This is a genomic window from Ligaoa zhengdingensis, assembly GCF_014384885.1.
Taxonomy (GTDB): domain Bacteria; phylum Bacillota; class Clostridia; order Oscillospirales; family Ruminococcaceae; genus Ligaoa; species Ligaoa zhengdingensis.
In genome coordinates this window covers 16,643-32,965 of sequence record NZ_JACRST010000002.1, presented here as the reverse complement: position 1 = coordinate 32,965, position 16,323 = coordinate 16,643, and the positions used below count along the sequence as shown (strand labels likewise).

At 55.2% G+C, this 16,323-nt stretch carries 15 protein-coding genes and 2 other RNA genes; 4 read left to right on the top strand and 13 right to left on the bottom strand.

Going from position 1 to position 16,323, the window contains the following annotated elements; translation table 11 throughout:
- Positions 1-284 precede the first annotated feature (284 nt).
- The 11 genes from H8711_RS02545 to ffs form a co-directional block, all read right to left on the bottom strand.
- Positions 285-3,911: a family 43 glycosylhydrolase gene (locus H8711_RS02545; RefSeq protein ID WP_249281971.1), complete on the bottom strand. Its 3,627-nt coding sequence runs from the start codon at positions 3,909-3,911 to the stop codon at positions 285-287.
- 816 nt (positions 3,912-4,727) lie between these two features.
- Entirely contained in the window at positions 4,728-5,003 is a 276-nt protein-coding gene (locus tag H8711_RS02540) for a helix-turn-helix transcriptional regulator (RefSeq protein WP_249281970.1), read from the bottom strand.
- A gap of 355 nt (positions 5,004-5,358) precedes the next feature.
- Positions 5,359-5,577: a hypothetical protein gene (locus tag H8711_RS02535; RefSeq protein ID WP_249281969.1), complete on the bottom strand. Its 219-nt coding sequence runs from the start codon at positions 5,575-5,577 to the stop codon at positions 5,359-5,361.
- Entirely contained in the window at positions 5,555-5,791 is a 237-nt protein-coding gene (locus H8711_RS14315) for a helix-turn-helix transcriptional regulator (RefSeq protein WP_425516127.1), read from the bottom strand. The genes H8711_RS02535 and H8711_RS14315 overlap by 23 nt, the downstream gene beginning before the upstream one ends.
- Positions 5,792-6,757: 966 nt before the next feature.
- Positions 6,758-7,106, bottom strand: a transfer-messenger RNA (tmRNA) gene (ssrA, locus tag H8711_RS02530).
- A gap of 18 nt (positions 7,107-7,124) precedes the next feature.
- Positions 7,125-7,592: an SsrA-binding protein SmpB gene (gene smpB / locus H8711_RS02525; RefSeq protein ID WP_249281968.1), complete on the bottom strand. Its 468-nt coding sequence runs from the start codon at positions 7,590-7,592 to the stop codon at positions 7,125-7,127.
- A gap of 49 nt (positions 7,593-7,641) precedes the next feature.
- Positions 7,642-8,052 carry a GtrA family protein gene (locus tag H8711_RS02520; protein WP_249281967.1) on the bottom strand — a complete coding sequence of 137 codons (411 nt, stop codon included), beginning with the start codon at positions 8,050-8,052 and terminating at the stop codon, positions 7,642-7,644.
- Between the two features lie 59 nt (positions 8,053-8,111).
- The gene (recR, locus tag H8711_RS02515; RefSeq protein ID WP_249281966.1) at positions 8,112-8,711 is read right to left on the bottom strand and encodes a recombination mediator RecR; all 600 of its coding nucleotides are present in this window, start codon (positions 8,709-8,711) and stop codon (positions 8,112-8,114) included.
- Between the two features lie 6 nt (positions 8,712-8,717).
- On the bottom strand, positions 8,718-9,065 hold the full coding sequence (locus H8711_RS02510; RefSeq protein WP_249281965.1) for a YbaB/EbfC family nucleoid-associated protein: 348 nt from the start codon (positions 9,063-9,065) through the stop codon (positions 8,718-8,720).
- A gap of 57 nt (positions 9,066-9,122) precedes the next feature.
- Positions 9,123-10,739 (bottom strand): DNA polymerase III subunit gamma/tau, encoded by a 1,617-nt coding sequence (dnaX, locus tag H8711_RS02505; protein WP_249281964.1) that lies wholly within the window; start codon positions 10,737-10,739, stop codon positions 9,123-9,125.
- Positions 10,740-10,804: 65 nt separating this feature from the next.
- Positions 10,805-10,903: signal recognition particle sRNA small type (gene ffs / locus H8711_RS02500), an RNA gene on the bottom strand.
- Between the two features lie 287 nt (positions 10,904-11,190).
- On the opposite strand from ffs, the gene H8711_RS02495 reads away from it, so the two are divergent.
- On the top strand, positions 11,191-12,144 hold the full coding sequence (locus H8711_RS02495) for a S1 RNA-binding domain-containing protein (protein ID WP_249281963.1): 954 nt from the start codon (positions 11,191-11,193) through the stop codon (positions 12,142-12,144).
- 119 nt (positions 12,145-12,263) lie between these two features.
- Here the strand turns inward: H8711_RS02495 and H8711_RS02490 are convergent, their stop codons facing one another.
- Together H8711_RS02490 and H8711_RS02485 are read right to left on the bottom strand one after the other, a co-directional pair.
- A complete protein-coding gene (locus H8711_RS02490) occupies positions 12,264-12,476 on the bottom strand; it encodes a cold-shock protein (protein ID WP_249281962.1) in 213 nt (70 codons plus the stop codon).
- Between the two features lie 242 nt (positions 12,477-12,718).
- Entirely contained in the window at positions 12,719-13,516 is a 798-nt protein-coding gene (locus H8711_RS02485) for a C39 family peptidase (RefSeq protein ID WP_249281961.1), read from the bottom strand.
- A 359-nt stretch (positions 13,517-13,875) separates the two neighbouring features.
- Between H8711_RS02485 and H8711_RS02480 the strand changes: the two genes are divergently transcribed.
- The 3 genes from H8711_RS02480 (at position 13,876) to H8711_RS02470 (ending at position 16,323) form a co-directional block, all read left to right on the top strand.
- Entirely contained in the window at positions 13,876-14,067 is a 192-nt protein-coding gene (locus tag H8711_RS02480; RefSeq protein ID WP_249281960.1) for a DUF951 family protein, read from the top strand.
- Positions 14,068-14,142: 75 nt separating this feature from the next.
- On the top strand, positions 14,143-15,222 hold the full coding sequence (prfA, locus tag H8711_RS02475) for a peptide chain release factor 1 (RefSeq protein WP_249281959.1): 1,080 nt from the start codon (positions 14,143-14,145) through the stop codon (positions 15,220-15,222).
- A 39-nt stretch (positions 15,223-15,261) separates the two neighbouring features.
- Complete coding sequence (locus H8711_RS02470; protein WP_249281958.1) at positions 15,262-16,323, top strand: L-threonylcarbamoyladenylate synthase; 1,062 nt, start codon at positions 15,262-15,264, stop codon at positions 16,321-16,323.

Sequence of the window (16,323 nt, the reverse complement as noted above, 5' to 3'; positions counted from 1 at the left end):
GAGCATTCTGTCAAGAAATATTGACAGAAAAATTTACGTTTTGGCAGGATAGGAAAGCATGTTTCACGCCGTCAATCGGGACGAAGCGGAGCGGCTTGCAGTCGGAAATGGACGCTGGCACATCCTGCATTTTAGCAATCCACTCTCGTTTTCTCGATTATAACAGGAACGCGGGCTTGCCTCCCAATAGTGGATAGAAATAAAAAATGGCCCGCGGACCCCGGACGAACCGGGAGTCTGCGGGCCGTCGGCCTGCCTGCGGGGCGGGCAGATCCTATAGCCTGTTAAAGCTGCCGTGCGAGATAGGCAATATCGGAGATATCAATCTCGCCGTTGTTGTTGAAATCAAAGAAGCAGAGGACATCCCACTTCTCATCGCCGCTTGTGGTGCCGAACCAGTCGATCATGTTGGACAGGTCGATCAAATCGAGAATACCGTCGTCGTTGGTGTCCCCAGGAACCACAGGATCGGTGGTGCCGTTGCCAATGGTTGTAAAGGAGGTGGAAGCCGCCGCCTCTTTGATGGTCTTAACGCCTTCTCCGTCGATCAGGACATACTCCGCATTGACCTGCACGCCCTGCTGCTCCCTGTTAAGGGCTGCATCCTCTTTGGCATGCAACATGATGTCGCCGAGCTGCTTCACCTTGTAATTGGGCGCCATCAGGGTGATCTTCGCAAAACCGTCGCCATACTGGGCATCTACCACGGCAATGCCGTCGGCGGGCGTGTAGTTGGCATACTCGAACTTGTCCCCGTCAAAGGTGTAGTTAAGTACCACGACATTGCTGGCCTGCTCACTGATAAAGCTCGCGTTCACATTAAAATAATCGCCGGCTTTGACGTTGTGGGCGTCGGTTGTAAGGGTCATCGCGATTTCAGACCCCAACATCAGGTAGCGGGCATCGTTCAGAGCCTTGCTGTGGAAGCCCATATTAAAGGCACAATCCATGTTGGTTGCCGACGGATAGTTGTAGCTGAGCGAGAACAACACCTCTTCGCCTTCGGTCAGCGGGTTGGCATCCGCGTCTTTTCTAAAGGAATCGAGCGGGATGGCGATGGTGTAGATAAATGTATCAGTGCCTTCGATTCTCTTGATCTCGTAGTTGCTGTAGTCGCGAGGCAGAGTGGTAGCGCCAGAAGCGGTGGACCACTGATAGTGAGACGGGCCGTCCGCGGTCAGGCCGAAGCCGTATTCCGATCTGCCGCCGTCTCTGCCGCTCCATAGGTTGAGCTGAATGCCGCAGCCCTGCCAGAGGTTCGCGCCGGCCTTGGCCGCTGTCCAATTCGGGTCTGTGACATCCAGGCCCAGATAGAGATTGTTCTCGTCATAGGTTAGATAGATGTCGGCGTTGAAGCCCTTCGGCGGGTTGGTGCCGAACAGGATTTCGGTGCCTTCGAGGCCCTCAGCGAGGGTGAACACCTTGCCACCCCAGCTCGCGGGATCGATCGTGCCGTCCACTGCGGAGGCAACTTTGCCGATCGTGTTGGTTTCGCGAGTGATGGTAACGGTATAATCCTTCGTCGTGATGCCATCCTGTGCGGTAACTCTGATGTATCTGACGTTATCGCCGGGCAGCACCGGGCTGACAACCTTGAGGGCCTCGGTTGTGAACTCCGCGTCGCTGTACATCATCCAAGTTGCGTCGTCGCTCACCTGGACCATCTCGTTCATATCCATTGCGGTGACGTGGTTGGACACAGTAGCGGTGACATCCGTGCCGTCGATCTCGAACGGATCGCCAATAGAAACGATGTCGCATTCGGTGCTGGGGGCCGGGTCGACCTGCACTGTAGCGACGTCGCTTGTTACAAACGCCGTCTTCTCGGAGCCCACTGCATCTGCATTGGTGTTGGTGATAACCACATAGTAATAGAAGGTGCCGATCTCCGCCGTGGACGGCTTGAACGAGGCACTGGTGGCGCCAGCGATCTCAGTGCCGCCGACGTTCGAATCCGTCGTGTTGCTGTACCACTGGTAGGTCACTACGCCGCTGTCTTTTACCATAGCCTCTACCGAAAGCTCGGCCTCGGTATCGACAATAACGGTCACATCCTTGGGCTGGGTCGAGATAATCGGTCTGCGGGCGTTGCCCTCGTTGTCAAAGATCGGTTTGACTTCCACTTCGCCGTACGGCATGTAGAAGGAGTTGTCGGTGATGACCAGGCCCTCGGGTTTCACAACTTCCCAGCCGTCAAATTCGCCAGCGCCTTCGTCGTAGGACAGGGTAACCTTCGAGCCAGCCGCCACGTTCAGGCTCTCACCGGCATCCTGCTGGCTCCACTTTGCTTCTGCGGTGCCGCCTTCCGTCTGGGTGACCGTCAAATCAAAGTAACCCGGAGCCGGCTCGTCGTCAAGCAGGATGACTTCGATATAATTGAGGTTCATTCTGCCCTGATTGATGCCGCTGAGCTGGATGGTATTGGTCTTGCCGGGGTTGAGTCTCTTTGTGGTGAGCTCAATCTCCGAGTAGAACGAGTTGCCGCCGGTTTTCGGGAAGTTGATTCCTTTATAATCGACGCCGTTTACAAACAGTTGCAGCTTGGGCACAGCATCCGGCGTGGAGTAGTGGAATCTGAGTCTCGCACGGCTGCCGGTCTCGCCGCCGTCCACATCGTTGAAGGTGATCGTTGTGTTGTTTGCGCCGCATGTGGTGAGAACCGCGCCGCCGTTGCCCGCCGCCGGATCGGTGCTCAACACCGGGAGGGTGCCAGTGCCGTCAATGACCGCATCCTCAGCGCCCAAAATGTAACCGGACGGTTTCTCATAGTCAGGGCCGTTTTGCAGAACACCTTCCGAGGTCTTGCTGAACCGCTGGATGCTGCCGTCGTCGTTGAAGATCACTTCTTCCACGCTGACAGAGCGTTGCTCGCCGATGTTTGAGAGGTCCTGCGTGTGGTAGAACCAATACCACTTGCCGTTGAACTCGGTGATCGAGCCATGAGAGGTGCCGCAGCCGGTGGGGTTGAAGAATATCTGCGCGTCTTCCCACGGGCCCAGCGGGGAATCAGCCATGCAGTAGAAAAAGCTATCGCCAGAAAGACCGTTGGGGCCGGTGCCAGCGCCGCCCGGATAGATCAGGTAGTAAACCCACTCGCCATCTGCATTCTGTCTTCTGAACGCGGATGGACCCTCGTGATAATGTTGAAGCCGGTTGTACGCCTCGGGGGTGCCATTATTGTTCGCTGTGTTGCGGTTGTCCGTCGATACCAGCTCCAGCTTGCCGTCGAGGGTAACCATGTCGTCTTTGAGCTTGCCCTGCCACAACGTTTGAGCGGCGCCGTTGTAGATGTACGCTTCTCCGTCGTATACGCGGACGCAAACGTCATACATGTTGTTGTAGCCGTCGGTCGAGCCGGAATCTCTGATGAAGCCCAGCCACGGCTTGCCGGGGTTGGCGTCCACATCCTCTGCGGGAATCCGCTCAAAATCCCTGTCGGGGTAACGGCTTCTCAACACGCCGGTTTCCCAGGTGGCCCCCCAGTTCTTAACGTCTCTGGATACGGGGAAATAGAAATAATACCAGCCGTCTTTATAGGCCGCGTCGGGTGCCCACATGAAGCTGCTGTTGCTTGTCGAGGGTGTAATCCAAGAGAGGTCGTTCAGATCCGAGCGGCGCAGGATTTCGCCTTCGTCCTCAAAATCCACCATGTTTTCGGTTGAAAAAACATGGTACATATCCATGTTATTGCAGCCGGCATAGGGATACGGGTCATGGGACGAATAGATATAGAGCTTATTGGGCTCTGTCGGCCACACGTGCGCTTCCGGGTCAGCCGTGAATATGGATTTGATAACCGGGTTATTGGGCTGAACGAATGGTTCTTCATCGGCCGCCATTGCCGTCATCGGCATCAGGCCCGTACAAAGAACTAAGGAAGTAAGAACCGAAATAATGCGCTTTTTCAACATTGTCGTTCTCTCCTTTATAAAGTCAAAATAGAATTTTAATCTCTCTCTTCATTGCGGAACTAAGTTCGCATCAAAGCACTGAAAAATGCATCGGACGCCTTCATCCTCTCTTTTCTTTTTCATCCTCCTCTTCTGTTATTTGCCTATTCTAAGAAACTCCAGTCACCTCCTCGAAAGCCATTATTTGTGTTATAAATCACAGACTTATCAACTTAATTCATGTGTTCTGGAATAAAAAGCCGAGGCACCGCAATTCGTGCTCGGGCACGTAAATTTAAAAAAGAAAAATTGCTTTTGTTTGCCGGAACGTTTGAATCCCAAGAAACCAACCCAGAATGCTATTATCTGTATAGCGGCTTCTGGGCTGTTTTTATTTCGTGAATATAACAACTAAGCAATTGTGTGCTCGAGCACAATTTTGGGAACAGATACCTCTCAACGAGAAAACACACTTTGAAGACTGTGCTCCTCCATAAGAGCCCTGCTGTGAAAGCAGATAATAAACAGCCAATATTATATTTAATGCCTAATATTAATAAACTTTACTATATCATATCATTAATATTAACAACAATCAACTGGTATATAAAAAAATTTAAAAATAAGAAAAAAGAGTTGGGTTTTCAGTCATGAGGTAAGGTGATGGTATACTTCATTGTGCGTAATATGATATAGAAGATACCACCGGCCAGAAAGTGCGCAAACTACTTGGAAAGTTTTTCTTTGATACGATTGTGTTAGACGAAAGTGAGGCTGGTTGGGCGGACAAAAAAAGCCACCCGGGAGGGCGGCAGGTAGGGATTCATAAAAGCTGGATTAGACGGGTAAAAGTTCGTTTCCCATTTCCACCTGCTCTATGAGATTGCCAAACTGATCGAGAAAATTGGATACTTCCTCGGGCGGCAACAGGCGCAGAAAGAAGGCGAAAGTAGTAGCGGAAAAGCTGTAATCACCTTGCTCCATTGCGCAATAGGCACGCGGTGAAATGTGCAGAAGTTCAGCCATGGCCTCTTGCGTCAGGCCATGGCCAATTCGATATTGAATGACTACCACCCGAAGATGCATTTTAAAAATATCTTTGTATTCATACATGATAAATCCTCCTAACTTTGAGAGAAGATAGGAAAATTTTACCTGTAAATGAAGAACACTACCATGAAGCATACTTCTGGGGAAAATGACGATTCTTTACAAATTATACACTTTTAACAAATAGAGATCGGGAGAATAGCGTCGAAACAAGGAGAAATTTGTGAAGAAACAAAAGGCTGTCCCGCAGAGCAAGGGGGGAAGTAAGATAGTGCGTGAGATCTATGCGATGCACACTAAAATTCACGGTCGGATGGTCGAAATGGACGTTGACCGGAATTAGATGAAAAAAGATAATTTAATGTAATTACAAAAATCCGCTCATGGCAGTCCATGAACGGATTTTTTGCATGTTTCTTCAGATAGAATCCAGAACAACATCCAGTAGATGAATTGGATCAAGCTGTTCTTTTGTGCAGAGGTATGCCAGCTTCGAAACAAAAAAGCTGTCGATTGAAACGTCTGATACAAAAATAGATTCGCTGCCAAAGGGTTGGTATGCCATTAGGCCAAAGGACTGATAAGCCCCCAGACCCGGAAAAGATAAGAACTCTCTAACGGGAACGTACTGGAACATTGATTTCTTCCTCCTCTCTAAACACCTCGATATCCAATTCGAGGAAAAAAATAAGACGAAGCATAAGGACATTCCCCGGCATGAAGGTGCCTTTCTCAATGTGTTGATACCAGCGCACAGATGTGGAAACGGCGTCGGCAACCTCTTGCTGGGTGAGTCCCAGAGCGGTGCGAGCCCGGAGGGCCTCACTGGAAAATTTGGATTTTAGAGACATATAAATTCCCCCTTAAAAGGAAGGATATACCAGTAAGCCGCAAAAAAACACGAATAACATATTCAGGTTGTACAAGATGACGAAAAATGTTTTTAATTTTGGGTATGGAGGACATAGATATCGGGGTTCTGGGATGATACATGACAAAACAGATCTCAGGAAAAGCAGCTTAAGGAGGCGGAAGTATTCTTACCCCCCGATTCATCGGGATAATCACGCAGTTATGCGAGTGTGTTGGAGATATGAGGTCGATTGCGATTTGTTGAAAAGCGCAACTGATTTTATATCTCCAGAGGCGAAGATGGGAGCAAAGCAGCGCTGATCCGAGGTGCGGCTCATCTTCCGTAAGTCGATGGTGCACTTGCCTCAGCCATAAGCGCCTATCGCGCAATCATCACACAACAAAAAAGACTGGGTGCCATGCCCGTATAACGGGGCGCATCCAGCCTTTTTGTCTATCGAGTCGCAAGTTTCTATCCACGTCCTCCTCGCGGAGGACGACGCAGAGACACAGAGATGACAAAAGAAGTTTCTACCCTCACCACCTTTGCAGGTGACGACAAATTATATTACATTGATGATACCAAGCGGACGTGTGACTGTCAATTGTGCGGTCACCCAAAAACGAAAGGAGAAATTGAAAAGCGAATGTCGTATTAAACTATGTGCTTGAAAAAGTGGGTTATAAGATGAAAATACCGCATTAGAAATGTGATTTTAATGCGGTATTTTGGTGGTGGAGCTGATGCTTCTCTCATCGAACCCAGCTCCGGGGGTGCGACCAGCGATCAAATTGGAAAGGGTGGATAAAATCGCTATTTTCCTGATAACGGAAAAAGCCGCCCGCAGGGCGGCCCCAAACCGGAGCCAAGCGAAAGCGGGTCCGGTTTGGAAAGGAGCCGCAGCAGAATGAGCGAGCGGTGACATGAAAATGTCGCCGCAAGCGTCATATCGCTTGCGGCGACGTGGTGGAGGCGACGGGAATCGAACCCGTGTCCGAAAATCAGTCCATACGAGCATCTCCGAGTGCAGTTTATCATTTCAAATTCCCTCAGCGAGACGCCGATAAACAGGCTTCAAGCATGTTGGTAGCCCCTGATACAATCCAACCTACGAGGCGCTCAGTGGGATCGTTCACCACTCATCGACGCCTTATCCCAAGCCGTGGTCCTCCTGGGTAAGACGGCTGCCTTAATTAGGCAGCGACTAATTCGTTAGAATCAGCGTTTATATTTAGTTTGCACATTTTAAAGAGATCGTGCGTCTCTACTCGCTTCTCATATTTCGTAATCCCCGTCGAAACCTTTACGCCCCCATATTAAAAATAGATTGGTTAGCCGCGGCTGCGGTCCTTCATGGCGCGGTCAATGTCGCGTTTGGCGTCCCGCCGGGCCATATCCTCGCGTTTATCATACAGCTTTTTGCCTTTGCACAGCCCCAACTGCACCTTCACCCGCGACCCTTTGAAGTAGAGCGACAGCGGGATCAGTGTGTATTGCATCTGTTTGACTTGGCCGTACAACCGGGCGATCTCGCGTTTGTGCATGAGCAGCTTGCGCATACGCAGCGGATCGCGGTTGAAGATGTTGCCCTTTTCATACGGGCTGATGTGCATCCCAATGACGAACAGTTCGCCATTTTTGATGTCGCACCAGCAGTCCTTTAAGTTGACCGACCCCTGGCGGATGGATTTGACCTCGGTTCCAAACAGTTCGATCCCGGCCTCAAAGCTCTCGATGACGAAATAGTCGTGACGAGCCTTGCGGTTTTCCGCGATCGTTTTGGTGTTTTCCTTTGCCATCTCCATCCCTCCCTCGGGTACTTTATTATACGCAACCCACAGGCCGCTGTCAATCTGTTTTTTCCCGGAATACCCACAGCCGGCTGAGTACAAAGTTGACCACTGTAGTGATACAGACCACCGGCAGCTTCAACACAATGCGGTTGAGGGAGGGGAACCACTGCTGCAAAAAATACATTGCAACAAAGGAAATCGCCAGTGTAATCAGGTTGGCCGCTACAAACCGCACTAACTCGCGGCTGAAAAACCGTTCGCGGCTGCGAAAGGTCCAGCTGCGGTTGATGATATAGCTATTGAGCGTTCCACAGGCGTACCCAGCCGTCTGGGCGAGATACAGGTTGGCCGAACAGAAGGTGACCAGCAGGGTGTAGACCAGAAAATCCACCAGGGTATTGATGCCGCCGGTCACGCCAAACTTGATGAATTTTTTAAAATCTTCCTTCCAGTTTCGCTGCGCCATCCGGTCGCCTCCATCCGCCCAGCGCGGGCCCGCATGTTTTCAGAGAGATACAGTTTGCGTCAGATTTCGCTTCGGCCCTCGAGCGCGCGGTAAAGCGTCACCTCATCGGCATATTCCAGGTTTCCGCCCACCGGGATTCCGTAAGCGAGACGGGTGACCCGAACGCCGAGAGGCTTGAGCAGGCGGGAGAGGTACATTGCGGTGGCTTCGCCCTCGACTGTCGGATTGGTGGCCATGATGACCTCCGACACCCCGCCAGCCTGGATGCGCTTCAACAACTCCTTGATATAGAGCTGGTCTGGACCGATACCGTTCATCGGCGAAATCAGTCCGTGCAGCACGTGGTACACACCGTTATATTCGCGGGTGCGCTCAAATGCCTGCACATCCTGCGGCGATTCCACCACACAGATGGTGGTTCCGTCGCGCGTTTCGTCGCTGCAGATCGGGCACTTTTCCACGTCGGTCAGGTTCTGACAGACGGCGCACCGGTGGATTTTTTCCCGCGCATCCAAGATACAGCGGGCAAAATCCTCGGCTTTTTCGCGCGGCATGTTCAGCACATGGTAAGCCAAGCGCTGTGCACTCTTTTTACCGATGCCGGGCAGCCGCTCAAAATGTTCGATCAGGCGGGTCAGCGGTAAAATCTGATAGCCCATGGCCGATTAGAGCATGCCGGGCACGTTGAGGCCGCCGGAAATGCGCTCCATCTCCTTGTTTGCGACCTCTTCCACCGTGCGAACCGCTTCGTTGACGGCGGCAATGATCAAATCCTGGAGCATCTCGATGTCCTCGGGGTCCACAACCTCAGGTTTGATGCGCAGCTCTTTGATGACCTTTTTGCCGGTGATGACAACCTCGACAGCGCCGCCGCCAGAGGTGATGGTGGTTTCAGTCTGCTCGAGCTCGGCCGATTTCTTGGCCATCTCGTCCTGAATTTTCTGAGCCTGGCGGATCATCTGCTGCATGTTGCCGGGGCCGCCGCCGTAACCTTGGGGAAGTCTTGCTTTCATGGTGATATCCTCCATTGTGAATAGTTTTTATCATTGCAGCATGAAAATTCATGCCGGTTACCGAATTTCAAAGGATGCGCCGGAATCGCGCACCAATTGGGTGAGATCGTCGAGCGGGTCCTTTTTTTGCTCGGCGGCCTCCGCCGCCATTTCGCGCTTGTAGGGTCCCAGGCGGTAGCGCTTGCCGGTTTGGGCAAAGAGCGCCTCGCGCAGGGTCGTTTTGGAGACGTCGCTCTGCCGGATCAAGGTGAAAAACAGCTGATCCTGACAGTCGATCAGGCAGATATCCCCCTGAAGATAAGCGCAGGACCCCTTCAGCGTTCCAGTGAGCGCGGGGTTGGTCTTGGCGAGCCGGGCCAGCACCTCGCCCCACTCCGCAAACGGCTCTGGCGAGCTCTGCGGGATGGCGGCGGGAGCGCTTTCCGGTTCCGTGTGCGGGGGCGCCTGTGTCAGATCGGCGCGCGGCGCAGCCTTTTTGGAAGAAGCCCCGGGGTGAATATCCGAGGTGGACTCCTTGGTGGACCCATTTACCGGTGGCCGGCCCTCCTCCAACCGCTCGATCCGCCGCAGAAGCGCGTCCGGGCTGTTGTCCAGTTGAGGGTTGCACAGGCGGATGAGCGCCAGCTCCAGCTCAGTGCGCCGGTTGGGGGAGCGGGACATCCGCCCCAGCGTCTCCTGCAACACGGTGAGCCCGTGCAGAACCTCCGACATTTTGAAGTCGGCCTGTTGCTTTTGAAGCTGTTCCCGCTCTTCGGGCAGCAGGACGATCAGCTCGTCCGGTTTGGCGGCGGATTTGAAAATCATCAGATCGCGGAAGTGTGAGATCATCTCCTCGCACAGCCGCTCCAGATCGACGCTCTGCCGGTACAGCTCGTCGATGATGGCGAGCGCCTCACCGGTATCCTGCTTTGCCAGCGCATCGGTCAGACGGAACAGGTAGCCGTGTCCTGCGAGGCCGGCCGCCTCCGCGGCGAGCTCTGCGGTGATCTCGCGGTCGTGGGAGGAACACAGATCGAGCAGGGAGATCGCGTCGCGCACACCGCCGTCGGCCAGCCGCGCGATCAGAAGCGCAGCGTCGCCGTCCAAGGTGAACCCCTCGGATTGCGCGATGAATTGCAGCCGCCCGGCGATGATGTCGGGGGGGATGCGCCGGAAATCAAACCGCTGGCAGCGGGAGAGGATGGTCGCGGGGATCTTGTGCACCTCGGTGGTGGCGAGGATGAACAGCACATGCGCCGGCGGCTCCTCCATGATCTTGAGCAGGGCGTTGAATGCGCCGGTGGAAAGCATGTGCGTCTCGTCGATGATGTATACCCGCTTTTTACACTGGGCGGGAAGAAAGTAGGCCTCCTCGCGCAGTTGGCGGATGTTGTCCACGCCGTTGTTGCTCGCCGCGTCGATCTCCACAACGTCCAAAATAGAGCCGCCGTCGATGCCACGGCAGATTTCGCACTCCCCGCAGGGGTTGCCGTCGCGCGGGTCGAGGCAGTTGACCGCCTTGGCCAAAATTTTGGAGCAGGTGGTCTTGCCGGTGCCGCGCGAACCGGTGAACAGATAGGCGTGGGAGGTTTTGCCGGCCGCCACCTCGTTTTTCATCGTGGTAGTGATGTGCTCCTGGCCCACCACATCGTCAAATACAGTGGGACGGTATTTGCGGTACAGCGCCTGATACATCGGTTCACCTCCCAAAACGCGGATAGACTGCAAAAACAGGCAGGGTGTAGTTGCTCTGTCATGCGGGTACACAGGTTACCTGCGGCGCACAGAAACGGCCGCTTAATGCTGCTCGGTTCCCCGCCTGACATGGTTCACGACGTTCTGTCGCACAGGACCCGCATACTCGCATGACAGAACAATTACCTCGTCCTGCCTGTTTGCCCGAACGAATCAGGCTTTACTATTATAACCGGTTTGTCCGAGAATTTCAAGTCACAATAATGGATAAGCGGAACTTTCCTGTATGACGGCCGCAGGGCGCCGTACAATCGGCCCCCAAAAGGCGCATAAGGACGAAATCGCTCTCATATATATCCTGTGGGATCGAAAACCCCAAAGGGGGACAGCGTCTGCCGGCGGGCGGTGACGGCCCCGGCGAAGCGCCGGTAAAAACTAGGAGGTTCGAGAAATGTCAAGCTCAACAAAGTTCCAACCAGAGGGGTGGCTGTGCGACACCCCGGAAAACGCCGCGGCCTTTACGAGCCTGGCAACCCTTCAGGAGGCGTGCGTGCAGGGGCGCGTTTTGGAAGCCCGCGCCATCATCTGCGACAGTGCGCACAATCTGATTGTGGATTGCGGCTGCGTCAGGGGCATCATCCCCAAAAATGAGTGCGCCATCGGCATTGAGGACGGGACGACGCGGGAAATTGCGATCATCTCCCGCGTCAACAAGCCGGTGTGTTTCACCATCACAGAATTCCGCCGTGGCAGCGACAACAACACCTATGCATTGCTCTCACGCCGCGCGGTGCAGAAGCGGTGCATCGAGACCTATGTCAACCGCCTGGAGCCTGGGGACATCATCGACGCGCGCGTGACTCATCTCGAGCCGTTCGGCTGCTTTGTCGATATCGGCTGCGGCGTGGCTTCCCTCATCCCCATCGATGCGATTTCGGTTTCTCGCATCGCCCACCCGAGCGATAGGTTCCGCACCGGGCAGGACATCCGCGCGGTGGTCAAATCGATTGATTCCTACGGCCGGATCAGCCTCTCACACAAGGAGCTGTGGGGCACCTGGGAGGAAAACGCGGCGCTGTTCCACAGCGGCGAGACGGTGGCGGGCATTGTGCGCTCGGTGGAGGAATACGGAATCTTTGTGGAACTCACCCCCAACCTAGCGGGCCTGGCCGAGCCGCGCGAGGGCGTTGCGCCCGGTCAGCAGGCCAGTGTTTACATAAAAAATTTGATCCGGGATAAAATGAAGGTGAAATTGATTATTGTCGACAGCTTCGACGCGCAATATCCGCTGTCCGCGCCGCCCTACTTTATCACCGGCGATCACATCGACCGTTGGCGGTATTCCCCCGAGGGTTGCGGCAAGGTGATCGAGACGGTGTTCCCCCCGCCCGACCAGGCGGGCTGAGTACAAAATCTTGCCGCCCAGAGCCTCCGCGCTTTCAGAGAACTGAAAGCGCGTTTTTCATTATAGACAGAAAACGCCCTCCCACCGTTCGGTGGGAGGGCGTAGTCGATGGAAGCCAATCAGGCGATGCAGACATTGACCGCGCGGAATTTCTTCCTGTTCTTCGGGTCCTGTTCAACGTCGAACGTGACCCGCTGGCCTTCGTTCAGGGATTTAAACCCGTTCGAGACGATAGCGGAGAAATGGACGAACACATCGTCGCTGCCGTCGTCGTTGGAGATGAAGCCGAAGCCTTTTTCAGAGTTGAACCATTTTACAGTACCATGATTCATGTAGGTACCTCCTAAAAAATATTATATTCACGAGCAAATAAAAACTCACATGCCTTTGTAAACCATTCAACCAACAAATGACTTACAAAAACATGTGAGTTCAATTGAACATTTTGAATATAAAACATATGATAGCACAGATACTTGTTTCTGTCAACATGTTTTTTATCAACCGTTGCGGAGAAAAAAGGGAGGAGCGGCCTTTTCACGGACCGCCCCTGTTTCAGATTCAGTTATCCAATTTAATCTTCCTTGGGGGATGCGATCAGGAACACGTTCCGATCGAAATCTGGGTCGAAGCGGTTGCTCCAGTTATAGTAAAGGCGCTCGAACGATTGAATGAGGTAGCCGTCCTGATTGTGATCGGTGGTGTCGTAGGGGTCGGCCAGAATCAGCACATCATCGGCGGTGGTATCGGTGCCCATCGTATCGTATCCGATGATCACCAGCCAGTGGCCGCCCCAGTCGTCCCAACCCAGCAGGATGGGCTTGCCCTCCTTGAGGGTGGTGAGGATCATATCCTCGGGCAGCTCTTCATAATTTTCCATGTCATAAGTGGAGGTGACCTCCCAGCCGCCAAGCCCGTCGAAGATGTTAATCATCTGCCGCAGGGTGGTCGCGCCCGGCTCGTCGTTCTGCCGCAGCTTGACCAGGTCGGCCTCGTTGAGGTCGCCGCGCTTGCCGTAATACTCCAGCACCATCAGGGCGGAGGTCGGCCCGCAGGTCCATTCGGTCGCCTGTTGAATCGTCTTAAAGTTTTCCAGAATAGTGAGGCTGCCGCTCGACTTCATGTTGTAAAAGTCGGGGTGCTTGTAGTAGGGGGAATCCTGGACATCCGCCTCGCGTTCCACGCTCGCGGCCCCCTCCAGTTCCAGCCTGTCTCCATAAGGGATTTTGTTGTCGTCGGTGTACACCGCGGCAACGCTCGATTGGTTTCCAGCACCCTGTGCTGGTTGTGCTCCCTGTTGTTTCCCGCTGCATGCAGTCATCATCGACGCAGCCATACCGATGGCGAGAACCCAAAGAACTGTCTGTTTCATCTCTCAGCAACCTTTCTTGCCCTGTTTGGGCGTTCATTTTATTGAGGCCCCTGTAGTTTGGGACGGCTCAATTCGGTATTATAACAGAAAAGGTAGAAATAACCAGAGCAAGGAGAAAAATTCGACTAAATTCTCCCTCTTTTATAGAAAGCAGTGGAATATCAGAAAAATAATTTCTGTTTGCCACAAAAGTATCACCAGCCGAAGTATCTCAGGGCGAAAAGCGCCGGTGAGACGGGTTTCCCACATGCGGCAGCGCCCGATTTTTTGCGGGGAGGTGCCGGCGCGGAGGCTTGCGCAGAATCGGGGTGTTCTGCTATAATGGCAGGTGGATTATTTTGGATTTTGGAGGGAAAGCTGTGGATGTACAGGTAGGCGATATCCTACAGATGAAAAAGGAGCATCCCTGCGGCTCCAACCGCTTTTTGGTGCTCCGCTCGGGCATGGATTTCAAGCTGCGCTGCGAGGGCTGCGGGCACGAGGTAATGATCGCGCGTTCCAAGGCGGAGAAGCACATCAAGAAGATATTCCGCGGGGGACAGGAGTTGTAGCGGGCTGATGTTGTCTGCCTGCCCCGCGCGGTTTAAGATGGATGCGCGGAAAACAACTGAAAGGAACCGGATTTCATGTTTGATAAATTGATGGACGTTGAGGCGAAGTACGAGCAGATCAACCAGCGCCTGATGGAGCCGGGTGTGACGAGCGACCCCGAGCAGTACAAATCGCTGATGAAGGAGTACAAAAATCTGACGCCGCTGGTGGAGAAGTATCGCGAATACCGTGCGGCGCAGGGCGAATATCAGGAGGCCAAGGAGCTGCTGGAGGAGGGCGGCCTCGACAAGGAGTTCAAGGCTGTGGTCGACGAGCAGTACAACGAGGGCAAGAGCCGGATGGAAGCGCTCGCGGAGGAGCTCAAAATTCTGCTGCTGCCCCGCGACCCCAACGACGACCGCAACGTGATCGTGGAGATCCGCGGCGGCGCGGGCGGGGAGGAATCCGCGCTGTTTGCGGGTTCGCTTTACCGCATGTACAGCATGTACGCGGCCCGCATGGGGTGGCAGGTCGAGGTGATGAACGCCAACGAGACCGAGCTGGGCGGCTACAAGGAGATCAGCTTTTCCATCGACGGCGAGGGGGCCTACTCCAAGCTCAAGTTTGAAAGCGGGGTACACCGCGTGCAACGGGTGCCCGAGACCGAGACGCAGGGCCGCATCCACACCTCCACCGCCACCGTGGCGGTGCTGCCCGAGGCGGACGAGGTGGAGTTTGAGCTCGACCCCAAGGATTTGCAGATCGACGTGTTCCGCTCCAGCGGCGCGGGCGGCCAGCATGTCAACAAAACCTCGTCGGCTATCCGCGTCACCCACCTGCCCACCGGTATGGTGGTGGAATGCCAGGACGAGCGCAGCCAGTACAAAAACAAGGATAAGGCGCTCAAGGTGCTGCGCTCCCGCCTGCTCAACCAGAAGGTCGAGGAGCAGAATGCGGCCATCGCGTCTGAGCGGCGGCTCCAGGTGGGCACCGGCGACCGCTCAGAGCGCATCCGCACCTACAACTTTCCGCAGGGGCGGGTGACTGACCACCGCATTGGGCTCACTTTATATAAAATCGACAGCATCATGAACGGCGATCTCGACGAGTTGATTTCGGCGCTCATCACCTTTGATCAGGCCGAAAAGCTCAAGGAGCAGAACCAGGACGGCTAAAACCGCGGCCGCTTACCGAGGAAAGGAAGTCATCAAGCTATGCGGCAGACACAACTGCTGAAAATTGACGGGATCGAGCGGTGTTCCGCCGAGCTCGACCGCGCGGCGCAGATCATCGCGGGCGGCGGGCTGGTGGCGATCCCCACCGAGACGGTCTACGGCCTGGCGGCCGACGCCACCAACGAGGAGGCCGTCCGATCGATCTTCGAGGCCAAGGGCCGCCCGCAGGACAACCCGCTGATCGTGCACATCGCGGACCGGTCGATGCTCGGCCGGGTGGCGAGCCGGGTGCCGGAGGCGGCGCTGCATTTGGCCGACCGCTTTTGGCCCGGCCCGCTCACCATCATCCTGCCCAAAAGCGATCTGATCCCGGCCGTGACCTCGGCGGGGCTCGACACCGTCGCCATCCGCTTTCCGAGCCATCCGGTGGCGCGCGAAATCATCCGGCGCGCGGGCGTGCCGGTGGCGGCGCCGTCGGCCAACCTGTCAGGCAGCCCCAGCACCACCACGGCGGCGCACTGTGTGCGCGACCTCACCGGCAGGGTGGACGCGATTGTGGACGGCGGCGACTGCGCGGTGGGGGTGGAATCCACGGTCATCACACTCGCGGGGGAGACCCCGCGCCTGCTGCGCCCCGGCTATGTGACGCTCGAGCAGCTCCGTGAGGTGCTCGGCGAGGTGGAGGTGGACCGCGCGGTGACCGACCAGCCCGACCCCAACCAGCGGGTCGCATCGCCGGGGATGAAATACAAGCATTACGCCCCCAAGTGCCGGGTGATCCTATTGGACGGCGGGCGGCAGGCCTACGCCGGTTACATCAACAGCCACCAAACGGAGGGGGAATACGCCCTCTGCTACGAGGAGGACCTGCCGCTGCTGCGCTGCCCGGCCATCTCGATCGGGAAGCAGGCGGACGAGGCGGCGCAGGCCGCGCGCCTGTTCGACAGCCTGCGGCGGCTGGACGACGAGGGCGCGCAGGTGGTCTATGCGCGCTGTCCCGGAAAAACCGGCGTGGGGCTCGCGCTCTACAACCGGCTGATCCGGGCGGCGGCGTTTGAGGTGATCCACCTGGACAGCGCGCCGTCCACAGGGGAGGGATGA